Consider the following 16,350-nt stretch of genomic DNA (forward strand, 5'->3'; position numbering starts at 1 on the left):
AAATTCGCGAAAAAAGGAATTTATTCCACTCGTTATAAATCTGGAGTGACCTCGATGTCGGCTGCACCTCCCTCCCCTCAGGTCATGCCTGAAGAAACCGTCAACGGTCAACGTGGCAAGGCCCGGCGCATCCTGCTCAGCGTGGCCGGCGTCGCCGTGCTGGCGGGCGTGTCATGGGGCGCCTGGTGGTGGATCACCGGGCGGTTTATCGAGACCACCGACGACGCCTACCTGCAAGCCGACAGCATCAGCGTGGCGCCAAAGATCAACGGCTACGTGGCCGACGTTCTGGTGAGCGACAACCAGAACGTCAAGCGTGGCGACGTGCTGGTGCGCCTGGATGCGCGCAAGTACCAGGCCGTGAGCGACGAAGCCAGCGCGACCATTGCCGCACGCAATGCCGACTTCGCCAAGGCCCAGGCCGACCTGGTGCAACAGGACTCCACCATCGCCGAAGCCCGCGCCCAATTGCAGGGCGCCGAGGCCGATGCCCGGCATGCGCAGACCGAAGTCGCCCGCTACGCGCCGCTGGCCCGCTCGGGCGCCGAACCGGAAGAGCGCCTGGCCCAACTGAACAACCAACTGGCACAGGCCCGCAGCACCGTGGCGGCCAAACAGGCGGCGCTGCGGTCCAGCCAGACTCGCTACGGCACGTTGCAGGCCCAGCTCAAGCAGGCCCAGGCGCAACTGGGCGTAGCCAAGGCCAGCGAGGCGCAAAGCCAACTGGACGTCGACGACGCGGTCATCCGCAGCCCGCTGGACGGCCGTGTGGCTGACCGTGGCGTACGCGTGGGGCAGTACGTGCAACCTGGTACGCGTTTGCTGACCGTGGTGCCGATCAGCGCGATCTACCTCACCGCCAACTACAAGGAAACCCAGATCGGTGGCATGCGCCCCGGCCAGACCGTCACCGTGCATGTCGACGCCCTGCCCGGCCGCGACCTGCAAGGCCACATCGACAGCCTGGCGCCCGGCACCGGCGCGCAGTTCGCCCTGCTGCCGCCGTCGAATGCCACCGGCAACTTCACCAAGATCGTGCAACGGGTACCGGTGCGCATTGCCCTGGACATACCGGATGACCTGCGTGCCGCATTGATGCCAGGCCTGTCGGCCACCGTGGAAGTCGACACCCACACCGCAGACGCCAACCATGGCTGAGGCGAGCATGGCCGGGGTGGCCGCCGAGAAACCGCGCAACGCCTCGCTGACCGACTGGATCGCCGTCGCCGCCGGCGCACTGGGCGCCCTGCTGGCGACCCTGGATGTGTCGATCACCAACTCGGCGCTGCCGCAGATCCAGGGTCAGATCGGCGCCACCGGCACCGAAGGCACCTGGATCGCCACCGGCTACCTGATGTCGGAAATCGTGATGATCCCGCTCGCGGCCTGGCTGACCCGAGTCTTCGGCCTGCGCCGGTTTCTGATCGGCACCGCACTCACCTTCACCCTGTTCTCGATGTTCTGCGGCTTGTCCACCAGCCTTGGCGCGATGATCGCCGGGCGCATCGGCCAGGGCTTCGCCGGCGGCGCGATGATCCCGACCGCGCAGACCATCGTGCGTACGCGCCCACCACCCCACCAACTGGCCATCGGCACCACGATGTTCGGCATGACCGTGATCCTCGGCCCCTTGCTCGGCCCGGTGATCGGCGGCTGGCTGACGGAGAACATCAACTGGCGCTGGTGCTTCTTTCTCAACCTGCCCATCAGCATCGCGCTGATCACCCTGCTGATCACAGGCCTGCCCAGCGAGCGCATGAACCTGCAGCGCTTTATCAGCGCCGACTGGCTGGGCATTCTGGGGCTGGCCATGGGCTTGAGTTCGCTGACCGTGGTGCTGGAAGAAGGCCAGCGCGAGCACTGGTTCGACTCGCTGCTGATCGTGTGGCTGAGCATTGCCACGGTCACCGGTTTTTTCCTGATTGCCGTGGGGCAATTGCGCTCCAGTACGCCGATCCTGCGCCTGCCATTGGTGCTCAACAAAAGCTTTGGCAGCGTGTTGCTGATCGGTACGGCGGTGGGTGCGGGGCTGTATGGCACGGCGTATCTGGTGCCGCAATTTCTCGGGATTCTGTCCGGCTATAACGCGCAGCAGTCCGGCGCGATCATGCTGTTGTCGGGGATTCCGGCGTTTTTGCTGATGCCAATTTTGCCGCGAATGCTCGGCCGCTATGACCTGCGCTGGATGGTCGGCGCCGGCCTGCTGCTGTACTGGGCCAGTTGCTTTGTAGACACCCTGTTGACCACCGACAGCGTCGGCCATGATTTTGTGTGGTCGCAGTTGCTGCGCGGCTTCGGGCAGATCCTGGTGATGATGCCCCTCAGCCAACTGTCCATGCGTTCGGTCGAGACCAAGGACGCCGGCGACGCGGCCGGACTCTACAACATGTCGCGCAACCTCGGCGGCACCATTGGCCTGGCGTTGCTCGGCGTGTTGATGGACCGGCGCAGCCACTTCCATGACGACCGGCTGCGCGAAGGCATCCTGGCCAACAGCCAGTTGACCCAGGACCACATGGCCAGCAACACCGCCAGCTACCTGGCACAAACCGGCGACGCCTCCACCGCCTCGTTGCAAGCCATGGCCCAACTGGCCAACGACATCGCCCGCCAAGCCTCGGTGATGGCCTATAACGATTCGTTCTACGTATTGGGACTCGCAATGCTGGCGTGCCTGCCCCTGATCTTCATCCTGAAAAAGCGCACGGTACAGCCATGATTGCTCGCTCGTTTCCTCTGCTCCTGACCGTTGGCCTGCTGTCGGCCTGCACCGTAGGCCCGGACTACTCAGGCGCACCCGACGCCGCGCCGAAAACCCTGGCCGCCGGGCATTTGCCCCATGCCGACCGCCAAGCGCCAAGCGCCCCGGCTGTGGCGCAGTGGTGGCGAACGTTGAATGACCCGCAGCTCAATGAGCTGGTCGAGGTGGCGCTGAACAACAGCCCCGACATCGCCACCGCCCAGGCCCGCTTGAAACACTCCCGCGCCAGCCTCAGCGGTGCGCGGGCCGACGCCCTGCCCAAGGTTACCGGTGACGCCGCCATGCTCAAACTGCGCTCGCCCGACACCTCCGCACTGGGTGGCGGCGGTGGCGGTCGCGGGCCGTTGACGCTCTACCTGGCCGGCTTCGATGCCAGTTGGGAGGCCGACCTGTTCGGCGGCACACGTCGCGCCGTCGAAGCCGCGCAAGCCGAAGCCGACGCTGCCCAGGCGCAACTGGCCGACGCCCAGGTGCAACTGGCCGCCGAAGTGGTGCAGGCCTACACCGACCTGCGCGACCAACAGGCACGGCTGGCGTTGGTAGACGCGAGTGTCGACATCGAAAACCAGGCCCTCGACCTGACCCAGCAACGTCGCAGCCGTGGCGTGGCCTCACAGCTGCAACTGGAACAAGTCCTCACCCAGGCAGAAAACACCCAGGCCCAGCGCCTGCCGTTGCAAGCCGCCATCGTTGAATCCCTGGATCAACTCGGCCTGCTCTGCGGCCGGGAGCCCGGCGAACTGGATGGCCGCCTCGCCACCGCCAAAGCCCTGCCCGCCATCCCCGGTGTGGTACCCGTGGCAGACCCCGCCGCCCTACTCAAGGCCCGCCCCGACATCCGCGTCGCCGAACGCAAACTGGCCTCCAGCAACGCGCAGATCGGCGAGAAAACCGCCGACTGGTTTCCCAAGCTCAGCCTGACGGGCGACCTGTCATTCTCCGCCGGCGACCCCGGCCACCTCGCCCGCAAGGACAACGGTACCTGGCTGATCCTGCCGCGCCTGACCTGGAACGCGCTGGACTTCGGCCGCGTGGCCGCCAGCGTCAAAGGCGCCGAAGCCGGTCGCGACGAAGCGCTCGCGCACTACAAAAGTGTGGTACTGAGTGCGCTGCGCGACGCCGATGTGGCCCTGGCGCGGTACGGCCATCAACGCCAGAACGTGATGCTGTTGCGCAGCGTGGAATCCTCGGCGGTGCGCGCGGCGGACCTGACTCGCCAGCGCTACCGTGCGGGCACCGCCAGCACCCTGGATTGGCTGGATGCGGAGCGTACCCGCTACCAGGCCCAGGAGAGCCGGATTTCCGGGGATGCGGAACTGCTCAAGGATTTTGCTTCGCTGCACAAGGCATTGGGGCTGGGCTGGACGTTGTGACACATCAGGCGTTTGATGGGAGAAACTCCGTTCAAGACCGATCTGGCGGAGATCGGGATGGATATCATGGAGTTTGACCTGAAGCGGGAGGGGCAATAAATGAAAGAATTGATCCAGGGGCTCGACGGCCCCAGAACGGCACAGCAGGAATTGTTCTACGACCTGGAGGACGCCGCCGCTGTGATTGGGTGGTCGGTGGTTGAGTTGACCGCTTTGGCCGCCAGCGGTCGCACGCCGGATGAGGCGCTGGCGCTGATGAAAATCTGCGCGTTGCTGGCAGCGCAACAGGAAAGGCTTCACGCGTATGCAGGTGAGGTGAAAGACCAGCGCATCGCCAGGTCTGAAATCCTGTAATCACAGGAGGCATACCCCAATGGCGCGCAGCCGACGAACAACGTGAAAGAATTCACATTTATTGACACTGGATATTGAAGCTCAAAATTTGACCAAATAATATTTTGCCGCAACCGAGCACACACCTTATACGGATATTGCTCTGCACCAGCTCGGGAGCCACGCGCGTGCAGACAATAAAACATTGAGGTTTGCCATGCGTCTTTCCAAGCTCGCTCCATCCGCCGCCCTGTTCAGTCTGATCGCCCTATCGGCACAAGCCGCTGACTTGAGTGCCCTGACAGGGGCTCTGTCCTCTGCTCTGGGTGGTGCAAACAACACCACCAATAACACCAATTACTCCAATAACGCCTCCTCCTGCCAGCAACAGGTCCGCGACCTGCAGGCGAACATCAATGCAGCCAATGCCAAGGGCGATACCTTGCGCGCAACCGCCTATCAAGCTGCGCTGACCCAGACAAACAAAAGCTGCAGTAACGCCAGTTACAACACCCAGGCCCAAGTGAATACCAACCCGCAGCACCAACAAAACGTGAACAAGGCAGCGGATGCGATCAATGCAATCGGTGGGCTGTTTAAATAAGCCGGAAAGTCGTGTGCGAGAGGCCCGCAATTGCGGGCTTTTCCATGCCTGCGGGACGTGCCCTGCAAAAATCTTGATCGGCACGCCCGTACTTTCGTCCAGGCAATAAAAAACCCCGTAGACGCTAATCTACGGGGTTTTCAAGAGTGGAGGCCGAGGTCGGAATCGAACCGGCGTAGGCGGATTTGCAATCCGCTGCATAACCATTTTGCTACTCGGCCTCAAACGATCAATGTCCCGACTGCTGACACTCACCGCATAAAAACTTGAGTGGGCTGTATAACCCTGCCTCTACTCTAACTCATTGAATACATTGAAGTTTTTAATGCTTCATTGCGTTCGATGGGCGCCATTATGTACGTATTTGCCTAGGCGTGCAACCCCTTGATTTCAAAAATATTTCGTATTGGCATCAAGGGGTTGCGGGCCTGCCCTACTCCTTGATGCGCAGTTGTTGGTACTGCGGGTCGGCCTTGATTTGGGCTTCGGTGAAGGGCAGCGGGCGCAGTTGTTTTTGGGAGAAGGCTCGGGTCTGGTCCTTGGCGTGTGGGGAAGCCGGGTTGCTGGACTCGGAGAACGCGAGCACGCCTTGGGCATGGGGCCCCTGGTCGTCGAAGGTGACGATTTGCAGGTAGCTGGTGCCGCTGACCACTTCGCGCTTGCCGTCGGCGCGGGGCACGGTTTGCATGGCGTTGTAGATGCCGAGTTCCTGCGGGCCGCCGTGGATCGGGGTTTGCCCTGCGACTTGGACCTCACCCCAGGTGCTGCTGGCGGTCAAACCGCGTTTGGCGACGTCGGCGGTGGAGGCCAGCATGGCTTCGCGCAGGGCTTTGGCCACATCGGCGCGGTCGATGGCCAGGCCGCGTGGGGTGGTGAGGGGTTGGGCCGGGTCGAAGGCCACGCGCCAGGCGTCGGGGATTTGCTGCAGGTGCTGCACCAGGTTGATGAAGTGCACCAGGCCGAGGCCGCTGTCGAGGTTGGCACGCTGGTCCCAGGTTTTCAGGCTGGAGCACAGGGGGTGCAAGGCAGTGGCGTCGCTGCCGAGGTGTTTGGCGCAGAACGCGAGCAGATCGGGCATGACTTGGCCGGCCAGGTACACCTCATTGTCCATCACCATGTTGTGCAGGTCGCTGACGCTGATCGGTTTAACCAGGGATTGCAGGCGTTGCAGGGCAAAGCGCGCACGTGGGCCGAGGCCGAGATGGTCCTGGCTGATCAGCGGGGAGAAACCGGTCAACGGCGCCTTGGGGTTGGCCAGCCACGCCGAGTCATTGGAGTGCTGCACGTAATCGGTGCGTTGCAATTGCGGCAACTGCTCGGCCGGGAAGATGCCGGCCTGGGCGGCGCGCGGATCAACGTCCCAGGCACAGGCGCTATGGGCGCCGTCGAGCATGATCATCTGCAGGCCGGCGCGTGGGTCGCTGCATTGCGCCAGTTTGGCCGCGCTGACGTTGGGCACCACCGACAGGTTCATGTACAGGCTCTGGCCCTGGTCATCGGCGGCCAGGGTGTTGACCCACGGGATGCCTTGCAGGGTGTGTACCGAGGTTTTCAACTCATTGAGGCTGGCGGCGCGGTTCATGGCGTACCACTGTTGCAATACACGGTCGTTGCCCAGGTTGGCATCGCGCAGGCTGAAGGCGTAGTGGCTGTCCCAATCGAGCTTGCCCGGCCACTGCACCACCGGGCCGAACTGTGAGCTATAGACCGTGTGCGATTGGTCCTTGAGGCTGCCATCGGCCTGTTTGACCTGCACGGTCACCGTGGTTTTATCCAGGGCGACCGATTTGCCGTCGAGCATGTAGCGCGTGGAGTCCTTGGGGTCCAGGGTCAGGCGGTACAGGGTGAAGTGCTTGGACGTATCCACCGTATGGGTCCACGCCACATGCTGGTTGAAGCCGATATTGATCACCGGCAGGCCCGGCAGCGCAGCGCCCATCACATCCAGTTGGCCGGGAATGGTCAGGTGCATCTCGTAAAACCGCATGCCGCCCACCCAGGGGAAGTGCGGGTTGGCCAGCAACATGCCGCGCCCGTTGAACGAGCGGTCACGCCCCACTGCCACGGCGTTACTGCCACGATCGAAGGCGAAACGCTGTTGATTGGCCGCGACCCGTTCAAAGGCCTTGACACTGCTCGACACATTGGCGGTTGCTTGAGGCGGCGCCGCACCCACCAGGGCTTCGGCGAATTGCCCGACACCGCCTTCGACCAACAGCCTGCGGGTCAGCTTGACCAGATCTTCAGCCACCAGTGGCCGTACCCACGCGGCCTGGCACTGCACAGGCGCGCCCTGCTCTTTCAGATAACGGTTGTAGCCGGCCACATAACCTTCAATACGCTGCTGGATCTGCGGGCTCTGCGCCTTCCAGAATGCCGCCACCGCATCCGGCGTATTGAGCCAGCCAAAGAACAGGTCGCTGGCCAGGTTGTTGCGCTCTTCCAGGGTCGCCTGCTCGGGGCCGAAGAAGCGGGCGCGCTGGCCATTTACGGTGACCACTTCATTGGCCAGCAGGCACAGGTTGTCCTGGGCGTACGCGTAGCCAATGCCGAAGCCCAGGCCACGTTCATCGTTGGCGCGGATATGCGGTACGCCGTAACTGGTGCGCCGGATGTCCGCCGACGCTGGCGTCACCTGCTCCCGCGCAGAGGCGGCCAGGCCCAACCCCAGCAACACTCCGGCCATGCAGACCCTGGACAACCCATTGGAAATAATCACGCAGACTCCACCGTCAGATTTAACCGTTTCACAAGGGGCAATAACCCCACCGTAAGAACGCAAATCACCGGGAATAATTTAACGCACGGGGTCGTTTATTTAAGGCGGTGGGGATGTGACAAAACCGATACCGACGAAATTTCTACATCCGACACTTCATGATTTCGCTCGCTCGTTCGTCTTATTAACCAAGAGCGCTCATTTTTTCCTGATCAGGCTCTGATAAGGAGTTTTTGCATGTACAACCCGCAAGTGCCCACGGATGGACATTCACACGCGGCCGAAGCCAGTTTCGGCAGCGGCCCGCAAGCGTTCGGCAAAACGCCCGAACAGCAAGGCAACCAGCGTATCCGCCATCTGCTCAAGTGTTTTGGCCTGCGTACCAGCCTGATCCGGCTGAAGGTCATCGACGCCCTGCTCACCGCCGCCGACAACCAGCGCACCCTTGGCGTACGCGGCGTGCACAGCCACTTGCTGGAGCTGGGCATTCCGTTGTCGTTTCTCAGCGTGCGCGAGGTACTCAAGCGCCTGTGCAGCGAAGGTGTGATCACCCTCAATGCGGACAAAAGCTACAGCCTCCATGAAGAGGCTGCCAAGGTACTCGAAGGCCGCGCCTGATCGCCGTTAAAGCTTGACCTTGCGGCGCATGATGCCGTTGATCACCACCACGACCACTGCGACGGCAATGGCGATGGTCTGGAATGTCTTCTCGCTGATGACCCCGGTGTTCTGCAAATAGGACAGGCCAAACATCGTCGCCAGTACGGCCAGGGCAATCAGAATCGAATATTTCAAACGCTGTTTTTGGGTCATCAGGGGGGTCCTGTATCTGGGAGTGGAACGGGATCAATAGGCGCTCATGTTACAGGTGATGAAACGCTTTGGCTCGTCTGGCGCACGCTGCGATAAACCCAGCCCGAGTAAGCAGAAAATACCCCCTGACAGTGCAATGCTGACGCTGTCGTCGGTACGGAACTGACTGCACTTGACCAGCCCGCCTACTCCCCGCCTACATCCGATCTTACAAAACCTGGTACCCGCAGCCGGAACGCGAACGGACGTTTTCAGCACACAGCGGTGCGCCATGGGAAAAGGGAACCTCCCGTTGACAGGCGCTTGTTCTCAGTACGTCTGAATAGGTACCCAACAATGACCCAACTACATACTCGCTCGCCTCAGCAGTCATACACGTATCAACCGCCCCACCCTAACGGTCCATCTCTATCCACCCTCCGAGACACCGCCAGCGCACACCTCGATTCGGCAGCAGGCCCCACTCCCCAGCCACAAACAGACAATTGCCCAGACAGCGGTGACTTCAAGCAACAGCTCGCAGATCAGAAGAACTTCAGGACCCTGGCACGCAAACTCAATGAGCTGGCGGCGCAACTGGGTGAAGCGGCCACCCCGCTGGCTGTCCTCACGGCACTCAAGTCCACGTCGATGGAAGTCGCGCCGGGCTCATCTTCCTCTGAGGAAGCCGGCAGAACCACCACACTGGAGAACTACATCACCTCCAACGGCCTCCCCGTACCGGACAGCCACTATTCCTTGATCGCCCTGGCCAGAGCCCTGATCGACAGAGCTCTGGAACACCCCCTTGGCAATTTTGGTGGTGCGTTGAGCTGGCCTATTCCCTTGAGCACAGCTGATCAAGGGCGCCTGCGTAAGTTCGCCATGAACTACGAACATCATCTCGGTGACAAGCCCTTGGTCATGGGAGTGAAGGGGGGGTTGCTGGAGTTTTTGCGTTACAAGGCCCCCCTTCCCGAGGGAGTCCTGAGTGATCCCATCCAAGTGGGGGAAATGCTGATGGGTACTGCCGAGGGGTTATTGATGGCTGAAACCCTGTGCAAGCAAATGAATTGGGTTGCCACCCGCGAAAGCGCGTACGAATGCCTCAAGACAGCAATAATTCTGCAAATGGACCCGGAGTGCTTGACCGAGCCTAACCCTAATAAAGTGGCCGGTTTTGATTTGTCCAACAAAACCCATTGGGGCAAGCCTTTATCGATGATTGTAGACGGCTTGAGTACGCACCTGAGCAAATCAGGTAGAACCTCCGCCGAGATGTCCAAAACAGGTGCACACCTGTTGCTTTTAATGAAGCACCCCGAACTCTTGATCAAAGACGTTCCCGACGCTGTGGTGTACGCCAGCGCCGCCTGGGTCAGGCTGCGGACCGCGGCAGCATCGATAGAGGCCAAGACGCCAGGAAAAGTGCAAAACATGACCTTTAACCAAGTCATGGCTGAAGCTGAAACTGCCGCCCTTTACAATCCGCAGGCCACTCAACGTGCGCAGATCGCTGCCCTGCGAGTATGGGGGCTGGTCAATGGCGTTCTTTCTCCGGAGCAGGCCGGACGTTACAACGCAGCCGACATTGAGGTGGTCAGAAACGCGTTCAACCAACAGGCCATTGAGCAGATTGACGCCTCCAGCCTGATCCAATCCGAAATGCCCAGCCGCAGGGATATCGCCCTCGCTCGCCTCAAGGAGCGGTTTGGCGAAAGCGTTCCGTTTGAAGAAAAGTTGCTGAAGGTCCATGACACCAAGCAACCTTCAATTCAACCGGTCTACGACCCGAATCGCGCGCCTGCGGGCATGATGTCGCTCCTGGACATTGCAATGAGTGGATTGGACAACTACGAATGGGTGAGCCAAGACCCGCGCATCAATGCCGCACTGGAAGGCAAGTCGCTCAATTTGGGAGTCAATGCCGAATTCAACAGCCAACTTGCACAGGCCATCAGCGACAAGAAAAAAGGCATCGGCGTAGCGATCAAACATATGATCGCCCAGCTTCCACTGGCTGACAGGCAGAACCTCGAGTACGGGCAGCTTGAGTTCTATCAGCTCAATACCTATCGCCTGGGCCTCGGTTTCACCGACAGAACCCTCCACCATAAAAATGAAAAGCTCTACGTCAAGGCCACTGGCGCGAATGGCACCACCACGTATGAGGTGGACCTGAGCAAGCATTCCATCACGCAGGTCAGTAACAGTGTCCTGACCTGCGAGCGTGAGCGCGATGCCAATCGGGTCTATCCGATCGAGAAATTCACACCCGTTGCCAATGCCGACTTCAGCCAGAACACACAAGCCGGATCAGCGCAGCCTACCCCCTCCACCTTCACAAGCGCTCGAACCCAGGCCATTGCAGATACCTTTGTGAAACACCTTCACATTGATAATCGGGACGTCATCAAGCAAGCCAAGGGCGTCACCAGCTTCGATAAGCAGATGGATGCCGAATGGGCCTTGACCAACTTTTTCCTGGATTTGATCCCTCTCAGATCGGCGATTTGCAATTTCAAGGAGGGTCAATACATCGACGGCGCCACAGACCTGTTCCTGGACGTCTTCAGTTTTGTCACTGCCGGTGCAGCGGCCGCAGCGAAAGTCGCCAAGGTTGGTACCAAAGCCATCACCATGACGAAGAAGGCGCTGCAATGCTCGAGAATCGTCGGAACCACCGTTATCAGTGAGTTCAACCCGTTGAATGGTGTAGGTGATTTGTTGCTCGGGGGCACCCGCCTCGCAAGCAAAGGCATTACTAAAGCCAAGATTGCGGCAGGCTTGACTCCGCCGCCTTACGGTGATGTCACATGGGGGACCTTAAAGGTCGGGGAGCAAACCCTGGAGACCAGCAGCATTATTCATAATGGGCAACGGTACGCCTATGACCCGGTCACGATGAAGCCTTACGGCCCGCCACTGAAGGATTTCAGCGTGCAGGACACCTTGAATCCTAACTCTCCCACAACACACAGAAAACCCAACAAAAGTCATCGATTCAACCCCTTGAATACCGACGCTCGTCCGTTACACATCAAAAAGCCATTACCCGAGGGCGACTACGTAGAAAGCTTGCAAGGCAAGTTGGAGCTTGACCATTTCGAACCGGATACCATAGAAGCAACCATGAACAAGTTCAAACAAGAAATGAACGCATTTTATGACGCCCTGCCCCCTATAAAAAAGCTGGAGCGTCCTCTTATCCCATCGGTGCCCAAATCCGTCAGCGTGCCAACACTGTTTGAAGAGGCGTTCAAAACCTCTAACGGCATAGTGTTGGGGGAAAAGCACTCACAGATGGCGAGTTTCAAGGTGCTTTTCGCTAACGTGGAAACGTTAAAGAACCAAGGCGTCAAGAAAGTGTATTTCGAAGGGCTTATCGATACGCCGACAGGCCTGCGGGATGACGGTATAGGTGTACTGGGTGAACAAGGGCGTCGAACTAATCCGACGCTCGAGGAACTACTCGGAAAGCTTGAGGCCAATGGCATAGAAGTCATGCCCATTGATCACTGCTTCCTCACGCGACACAAAGACCAGCCCCATAAAAAGCGTACAACAACGGGCGAAAGCTCGCAACGCCGCCTCAGGGAGTGCAACTACTACGCCTCGGAAACCATCCAGGCGACTTCAGGAACTGAAAAATGGGTCGCACTGGTTGGGTGCGCCCATATGAACACTTGCGAAAATGTACCAGGCCTGGCTGAGTTGACACACAGCATCGGCATCTACGTGGCTAACGCAGATAACGTCAAAGGGCAGGTCGGCAAGCAGTTAATTGGCCGGCCTCAAGACCCTACAAAACCGGTAGGCTGGGGAGGCGGCATTCCGGGTGATCTGCATATTTTTGTAGAACGCTGACCTTACTTGCTGCTCTCCCGCAAACAACGGCCCGGGGATGTATCCGGGCCGTTGTTTGCCCTATCAGCCAGCACGCACCCACCGCTGGTGCAGCCACCGCGCCAAGGCATCCAGCGCAAAGCCCAACAAGCCGATCAACACCACCATCGCCATCAGCTCCGAATAAGCCAGCCGATCACGGGTATCGAGGATGTAATACCCAAGCCCCGCACTGACTCCCAACATCTCGCACGGCACCAGCACGATCCACAGAATGCCGATGGCCAGGCGCACGCCCGTCAGCACATGCCCCACCACGCCGGGAATGATCACCCGGCGCAAGGTCTCCCAGCGGGTCGCGCTCAAACTGGCGCTCAACTGCAACCAGCGTGGGTCGAGCTGACGCACCCCGGCGGCGGTGTTGAGCATGATCGGCCATACGGCAGCAAAGGCCAGCAGGAAATAGATCGGCAGGTCGCCTACCCCCATCAGCATCACCACGATGGGCATCCACGACAGCGGCGAGATCATGCGCAGGAACTGGAACGCCGGCGTGGTCGCCGCCTCCAGGTTGCGCGAACTGCCCACCAGCAATCCCAGCGGCACGCCGACCAGCAAGGCCAGGAGCAACCCAACGAAAATACGCTTGAGGCTCACGGCGATGTGCAGGTACAACTCCCCGCGCCCGAGCAATTCCCACAGGCTGGCGGCCGTGGCGGCCAGGGAAAAGCGTGCCGACAAGCCGTCCGCCGCGCCAAACACTTTCACCCCCAGCCACCAGAGCAACAGCAACCCCGCCAAGCCACTCAACCCGAGCAACCAGCCCGGGATTTCCCGTTTGTTCAAACGCCAATCTCCTCATGCCGCTCAAACCCCTCAGGCAAACCAAAGGTCTTCATGCCGCCCACGGACTCAATGGCGTTGCGCACGAAACGGTCGTCTACCAGGTCCTTGGCGACAAACGCCGGGTCCAGGTCGGCGAGGAATTTCTTGTCGCCCTCGATCAGCGTGTCCTTCAGGCGGCGCACCAGTTCCTCGGTGTAGCTGGGGAATGGGTAGGGCTGGAAATCGATGCGGTGCTCATCCCAACTCCCATGCTGGATCGCGCCGTCGGCCAGGTAGGCCACACGGTCGGCCGCGGCGGGCGCCAGCACTTTGCTCAACACCGGCTCGGCATGCGGGGTATAGCGGTTAGAGCCGTCCTTGGACAGCAGCTTCACCGCCGCTTCGCGGTTGTCGCGGGTCCACACCTGCGCCTTGACGATGGCATTCACCACCTTCTGCGACCACTCCGGGCGGCTGGTCAGGTCGTGCTCGTGCATGAACACCACGCAGCATGCGTGGTTGCGCCACACGTCACCGGTGAAGCGCTGCACGCGACCGACCTTGAGGTTTTCCGCCAGGGCGTTGAACGGCTCGGCGACGATATAGCCATCGATACCCTGGCTCGCCAGCGCCGGTGGCATGTCCGACGGTGGCAGCACGATGAGGTTGACCTCATTGGCCGCAATCGCACTGCCCGCCGCCCGCGCCACCGGCGTGAGGCCGTTGTCGCGGAACAGTTGCTGCACTACTACGTTATGGATGGAATACCAGAACGGGATCGCCACCGACTTGCCGCCCAATTGCTTCACATCGGTGATGCCCGGCGCCACGGTCAGGCCCGAGCCACCCACATGGTTCCACGCCACCACTTTGGCCGGCACCTTGCTGCCATAGCGTGCCCACACGGTCATTGGCGACAGCAGGTGAATCACGTTGACCTGGCCCGAAATGAACGCCTCGATCACCTGCGCCCAACTGCGCAGCAGCACCGGGCGCTCGGCCTTGATGCCTTCGGCTTCGAACAGGCCATTGTTATGCGCCACCAGCAACGGCGTGGCGTCAGTGATCGGCAAGTAGCCAATGCGCACGGGTGCGTCCGGCTCGCTGGCAGCGCGGGCCTGCAGACTGCTCAGCAGCGGCAAGGCGCCGGCGGCACTGAGCACGGCGGAGAGTTTGAGAAAGTCGCGACGCGAGTGGGTCAGGTCATCCAGGCACATGGGCAGGCTCCAGCAGGTCAAGGGGGTTGGGTTGAGGGCGGCTCGCCTGCCGTAGGGTTTTGAGGATATCGATGCGCAGCGCGCCGATGGCTTCCACCTGTTCTTCGCGCGGTTGCGGCAGGTCGATCAGCCACTCGCCCAACGTCCGCGCCGGGCGGTTGCCCAGTAGCAGGATGCGGTCCGACAGCAGCAGCGCTTCATCAATGTCATGGGTGATCAACACGGCCGCCGAGCCCTGCTCGCGGTTGACCTTGAGCAGCAGGTGCTGCATGTCGGCGCGGGTCACCTCGTCGAGGGCACCGAACGGCTCATCCAGCAACAGCACCTGGGGCTGGCGCGCCAGGCAACGGGCCAGCGCCGTACGCTGGGCCATGCCGCCGGAAAGCTGCGCCGGGAAGTGCTGGCGCGCATGCTCCAGGCCAACGGCGGCGATGGCGTGGTCGACACGCTGGCGGCGTTCCTCAACGCTCAAGTGTGGCTGGCGGGCGAAGTCCAGGCCGAAGGCGACGTTCTTTTCCAGGCTCAGCCAGGGCAGCAGGCTGGGGTCCTGAAACGCCACCGCAACACGCGGGTGAGGGCCATCCACAGGTTCACCGAGCACCCGCACACTGCCGCTCTGCGGCGCCTGCAAACCGGCAAGCACCCGCAGCAGGCTGGACTTGCCTACCCCGCTGGGACCGAGGATCGACACCACTTCGCCGGGCTGCAGTTGCAGGTCAAAGCCCTGCAACACTGGCCCGCCGGCGTACCCCAGGCAAATCCCCTGGGCGTTCAATACCGCGTTCGTCATAGATTGGCCTGGCGCTGTAACTCGGTGCGCAATTGCACCAGGCTCGGGGTCACGATCGGCACGAACGCCGACTCACGCCAGCGCCGCGCAAAACCGCTGCCGTGGGCGGTGAGGTAGGCCTTGCCGCCGCTGGCCTGCAACTCCAGTTGCACAGCATGGGCGGCCGTTTCGGCCAGGGCGATGCGCAGCTTGAACAACGCTGCCGGCTCGGCCGCAAAGCGCCCGGCCAACAGGCCGTTCTTCAGGTCGCTGACCAGGTGATCCAAAGTCCCGCGCAGCGTCTCCAGCTCTTCGCGCAACACCGTACGGGTCGCGCCCAGGTGGTTGGCCACTTCCGCCAGGGAGCGCCGGGCCAGGCCGATGGACATGCCACACTGCAACCCCAGGAACGCCGGGCGCACCGCAGGTAAAAACTTGCGTGCATCCTCATGCAGCAACCAGTCGCGACTCAGCGCCACGCCTTCGAGCCCCAGGGCCGCCGTGTTGCTGGACTGCAACCCCAGCAGTTCCAGGTCGCGGGAGCGCTGCAAGCCGGCCACCGCATCCGGAATCGCCAGGATAAACGGCGCACCACCCCCGGCATGCTCGATGGCAGCCGCAGCGACAAAACCGCTTTTGCGCAGGTTGGTGACCCAATGCAGCCGACCGTTGAGGGTCCAGCCGTCGTCGGTAGGCTCGGCGCTGATCTGCAGGGCTTCAATACCCGACAAGAACTTCATCGCATTGGACAGCCCCGTGGCCCCCGCCAACTTGCCGCTGAGCAGGTCCGGCAAGAGTCGCTCACGCAGTTGCGCATTCGGGCTTTGCAGCAAATATTCGATAAACGAACGCTGGCCCCAGCACACAAACGCCGCCGCCAGGGAATGGCTGGCAACATTAGCGATAGCCTCCACCGCACCGGCCACATCCCCACCCAGGCCACCAAGCTGAGCCGGCACGCCGATACGCAATACATTGGCCTCTGCCAGCCGTGGCAGCACTTCCTGTGGAGCGCAACTGCCCACGTCCAGGGCCTGCGCTTGAACATCGAGCCAACGGCTCAAGATTGGGTCAAGCATTCATGTTTCTCCTTTTCACAGCGGGTGGGTCA

At 61.2% G+C, this 16,350-nt stretch carries 13 protein-coding genes and 1 tRNA gene; 7 read left to right on the forward strand and 7 right to left on the reverse strand.

What is annotated here, in order from left to right:
* Positions 1–54: 54 nt before the first annotated feature.
* The 5 genes from BM017_RS10865 to BM017_RS10885 all read left to right on the forward strand — a co-directional run bounded on the left by BM017_RS10865 (position 55) and on the right by BM017_RS10885 (position 5,071).
* Positions 55–1,158 carry an HlyD family secretion protein gene (locus BM017_RS10865; protein WP_092243840.1) on the forward strand — a complete coding sequence of 368 codons (1,104 nt, stop codon included), beginning with the start codon at positions 55–57 and terminating at the stop codon, positions 1,156–1,158.
* Complete coding sequence (locus BM017_RS10870) at positions 1,151–2,719, forward strand: DHA2 family efflux MFS transporter permease subunit (RefSeq protein WP_092243843.1); 1,569 nt, start codon at positions 1,151–1,153, stop codon at positions 2,717–2,719. The genes BM017_RS10865 and BM017_RS10870 overlap by 8 nt, the downstream gene beginning before the upstream one ends.
* The gene (locus BM017_RS10875; RefSeq protein ID WP_092243845.1) at positions 2,716–4,134 is read left to right on the forward strand and encodes an efflux transporter outer membrane subunit; all 1,419 of its coding nucleotides are present in this window, start codon (positions 2,716–2,718) and stop codon (positions 4,132–4,134) included. Before BM017_RS10870 ends, BM017_RS10875 begins: the two co-directional genes overlap by 4 nt.
* Positions 4,135–4,233: 99 nt before the next feature.
* Positions 4,234–4,488 carry a hypothetical protein gene (locus tag BM017_RS10880; protein WP_078048589.1) on the forward strand — a complete coding sequence of 85 codons (255 nt, stop codon included), beginning with the start codon at positions 4,234–4,236 and terminating at the stop codon, positions 4,486–4,488.
* 196 nt (positions 4,489–4,684) lie between these two features.
* Positions 4,685–5,071, forward strand: coding sequence for a DUF1090 family protein (locus tag BM017_RS10885; RefSeq protein WP_071488186.1), 387 nt, complete (start codon positions 4,685–4,687; stop codon positions 5,069–5,071).
* Positions 5,072–5,218: 147 nt separating this feature from the next.
* On the opposite strand, the gene BM017_RS10890 is transcribed toward BM017_RS10885, so the two are convergent.
* Both BM017_RS10890 and BM017_RS10895 read right to left on the reverse strand, forming a co-directional pair.
* Positions 5,219–5,292: transfer RNA gene (locus BM017_RS10890), tRNA-Cys, on the reverse strand.
* A 212-nt stretch (positions 5,293–5,504) separates the two neighbouring features.
* Positions 5,505–7,790 carry a bifunctional acylase PvdQ gene (locus tag BM017_RS10895; RefSeq protein WP_092243848.1) on the reverse strand — a complete coding sequence of 762 codons (2,286 nt, stop codon included), beginning with the start codon at positions 7,788–7,790 and terminating at the stop codon, positions 5,505–5,507.
* Positions 7,791–8,027: 237 nt separating this feature from the next.
* On the opposite strand from BM017_RS10895, the gene BM017_RS10900 reads away from it, so the two are divergent.
* Entirely contained in the window at positions 8,028–8,408 is a 381-nt protein-coding gene (locus tag BM017_RS10900; RefSeq protein ID WP_071488184.1) for a fe2+ zn2+ uptake regulation protein, read from the forward strand.
* Positions 8,409–8,414: 6 nt separating this feature from the next.
* Here BM017_RS10900 and BM017_RS10905 read toward each other — a convergent pair whose 3' ends face one another.
* Positions 8,415–8,603 carry a hypothetical protein gene (locus BM017_RS10905; RefSeq protein WP_010210250.1) on the reverse strand — a complete coding sequence of 63 codons (189 nt, stop codon included), beginning with the start codon at positions 8,601–8,603 and terminating at the stop codon, positions 8,415–8,417.
* 336 nt (positions 8,604–8,939) lie between these two features.
* On the opposite strand from BM017_RS10905, the gene BM017_RS10910 reads away from it, so the two are divergent.
* Positions 8,940–12,449, forward strand: coding sequence for a membrane-targeted effector domain-containing toxin (locus BM017_RS10910; RefSeq protein WP_092243851.1), 3,510 nt, complete (start codon positions 8,940–8,942; stop codon positions 12,447–12,449).
* Between the two features lie 63 nt (positions 12,450–12,512).
* Here BM017_RS10910 and BM017_RS10915 read toward each other — a convergent pair whose 3' ends face one another.
* From BM017_RS10915 to BM017_RS10930, 4 genes are read right to left on the reverse strand one after another with little or no spacing between them, the layout of a single operon-like run.
* Entirely contained in the window at positions 12,513–13,259 is a 747-nt protein-coding gene (locus tag BM017_RS10915) for an ABC transporter permease (protein WP_170856070.1), read from the reverse strand.
* Between the two features lie 11 nt (positions 13,260–13,270).
* On the reverse strand, positions 13,271–14,470 hold the full coding sequence (locus BM017_RS10920) for an ABC transporter substrate-binding protein (protein ID WP_092243857.1): 1,200 nt from the start codon (positions 14,468–14,470) through the stop codon (positions 13,271–13,273).
* Positions 14,457–15,260 (reverse strand): ABC transporter ATP-binding protein, encoded by an 804-nt coding sequence (locus BM017_RS10925; protein WP_092243861.1) that lies wholly within the window; start codon positions 15,258–15,260, stop codon positions 14,457–14,459. The genes BM017_RS10920 and BM017_RS10925 overlap by 14 nt, the downstream gene beginning before the upstream one ends.
* A complete protein-coding gene (locus BM017_RS10930) occupies positions 15,257–16,318 on the reverse strand; it encodes an acyl-CoA dehydrogenase family protein (protein ID WP_092243864.1) in 1,062 nt (353 codons plus the stop codon). Before BM017_RS10930 ends, BM017_RS10925 begins: the two co-directional genes overlap by 4 nt.
* Positions 16,319–16,350: the final 32 nt, after the last annotated feature.

This window comes from Pseudomonas sp. NFPP04 (assembly GCF_900113815.1).
Taxonomy (GTDB): Bacteria; Pseudomonadota; Gammaproteobacteria; order Pseudomonadales; family Pseudomonadaceae; genus Aquipseudomonas; species Aquipseudomonas extremorientalis.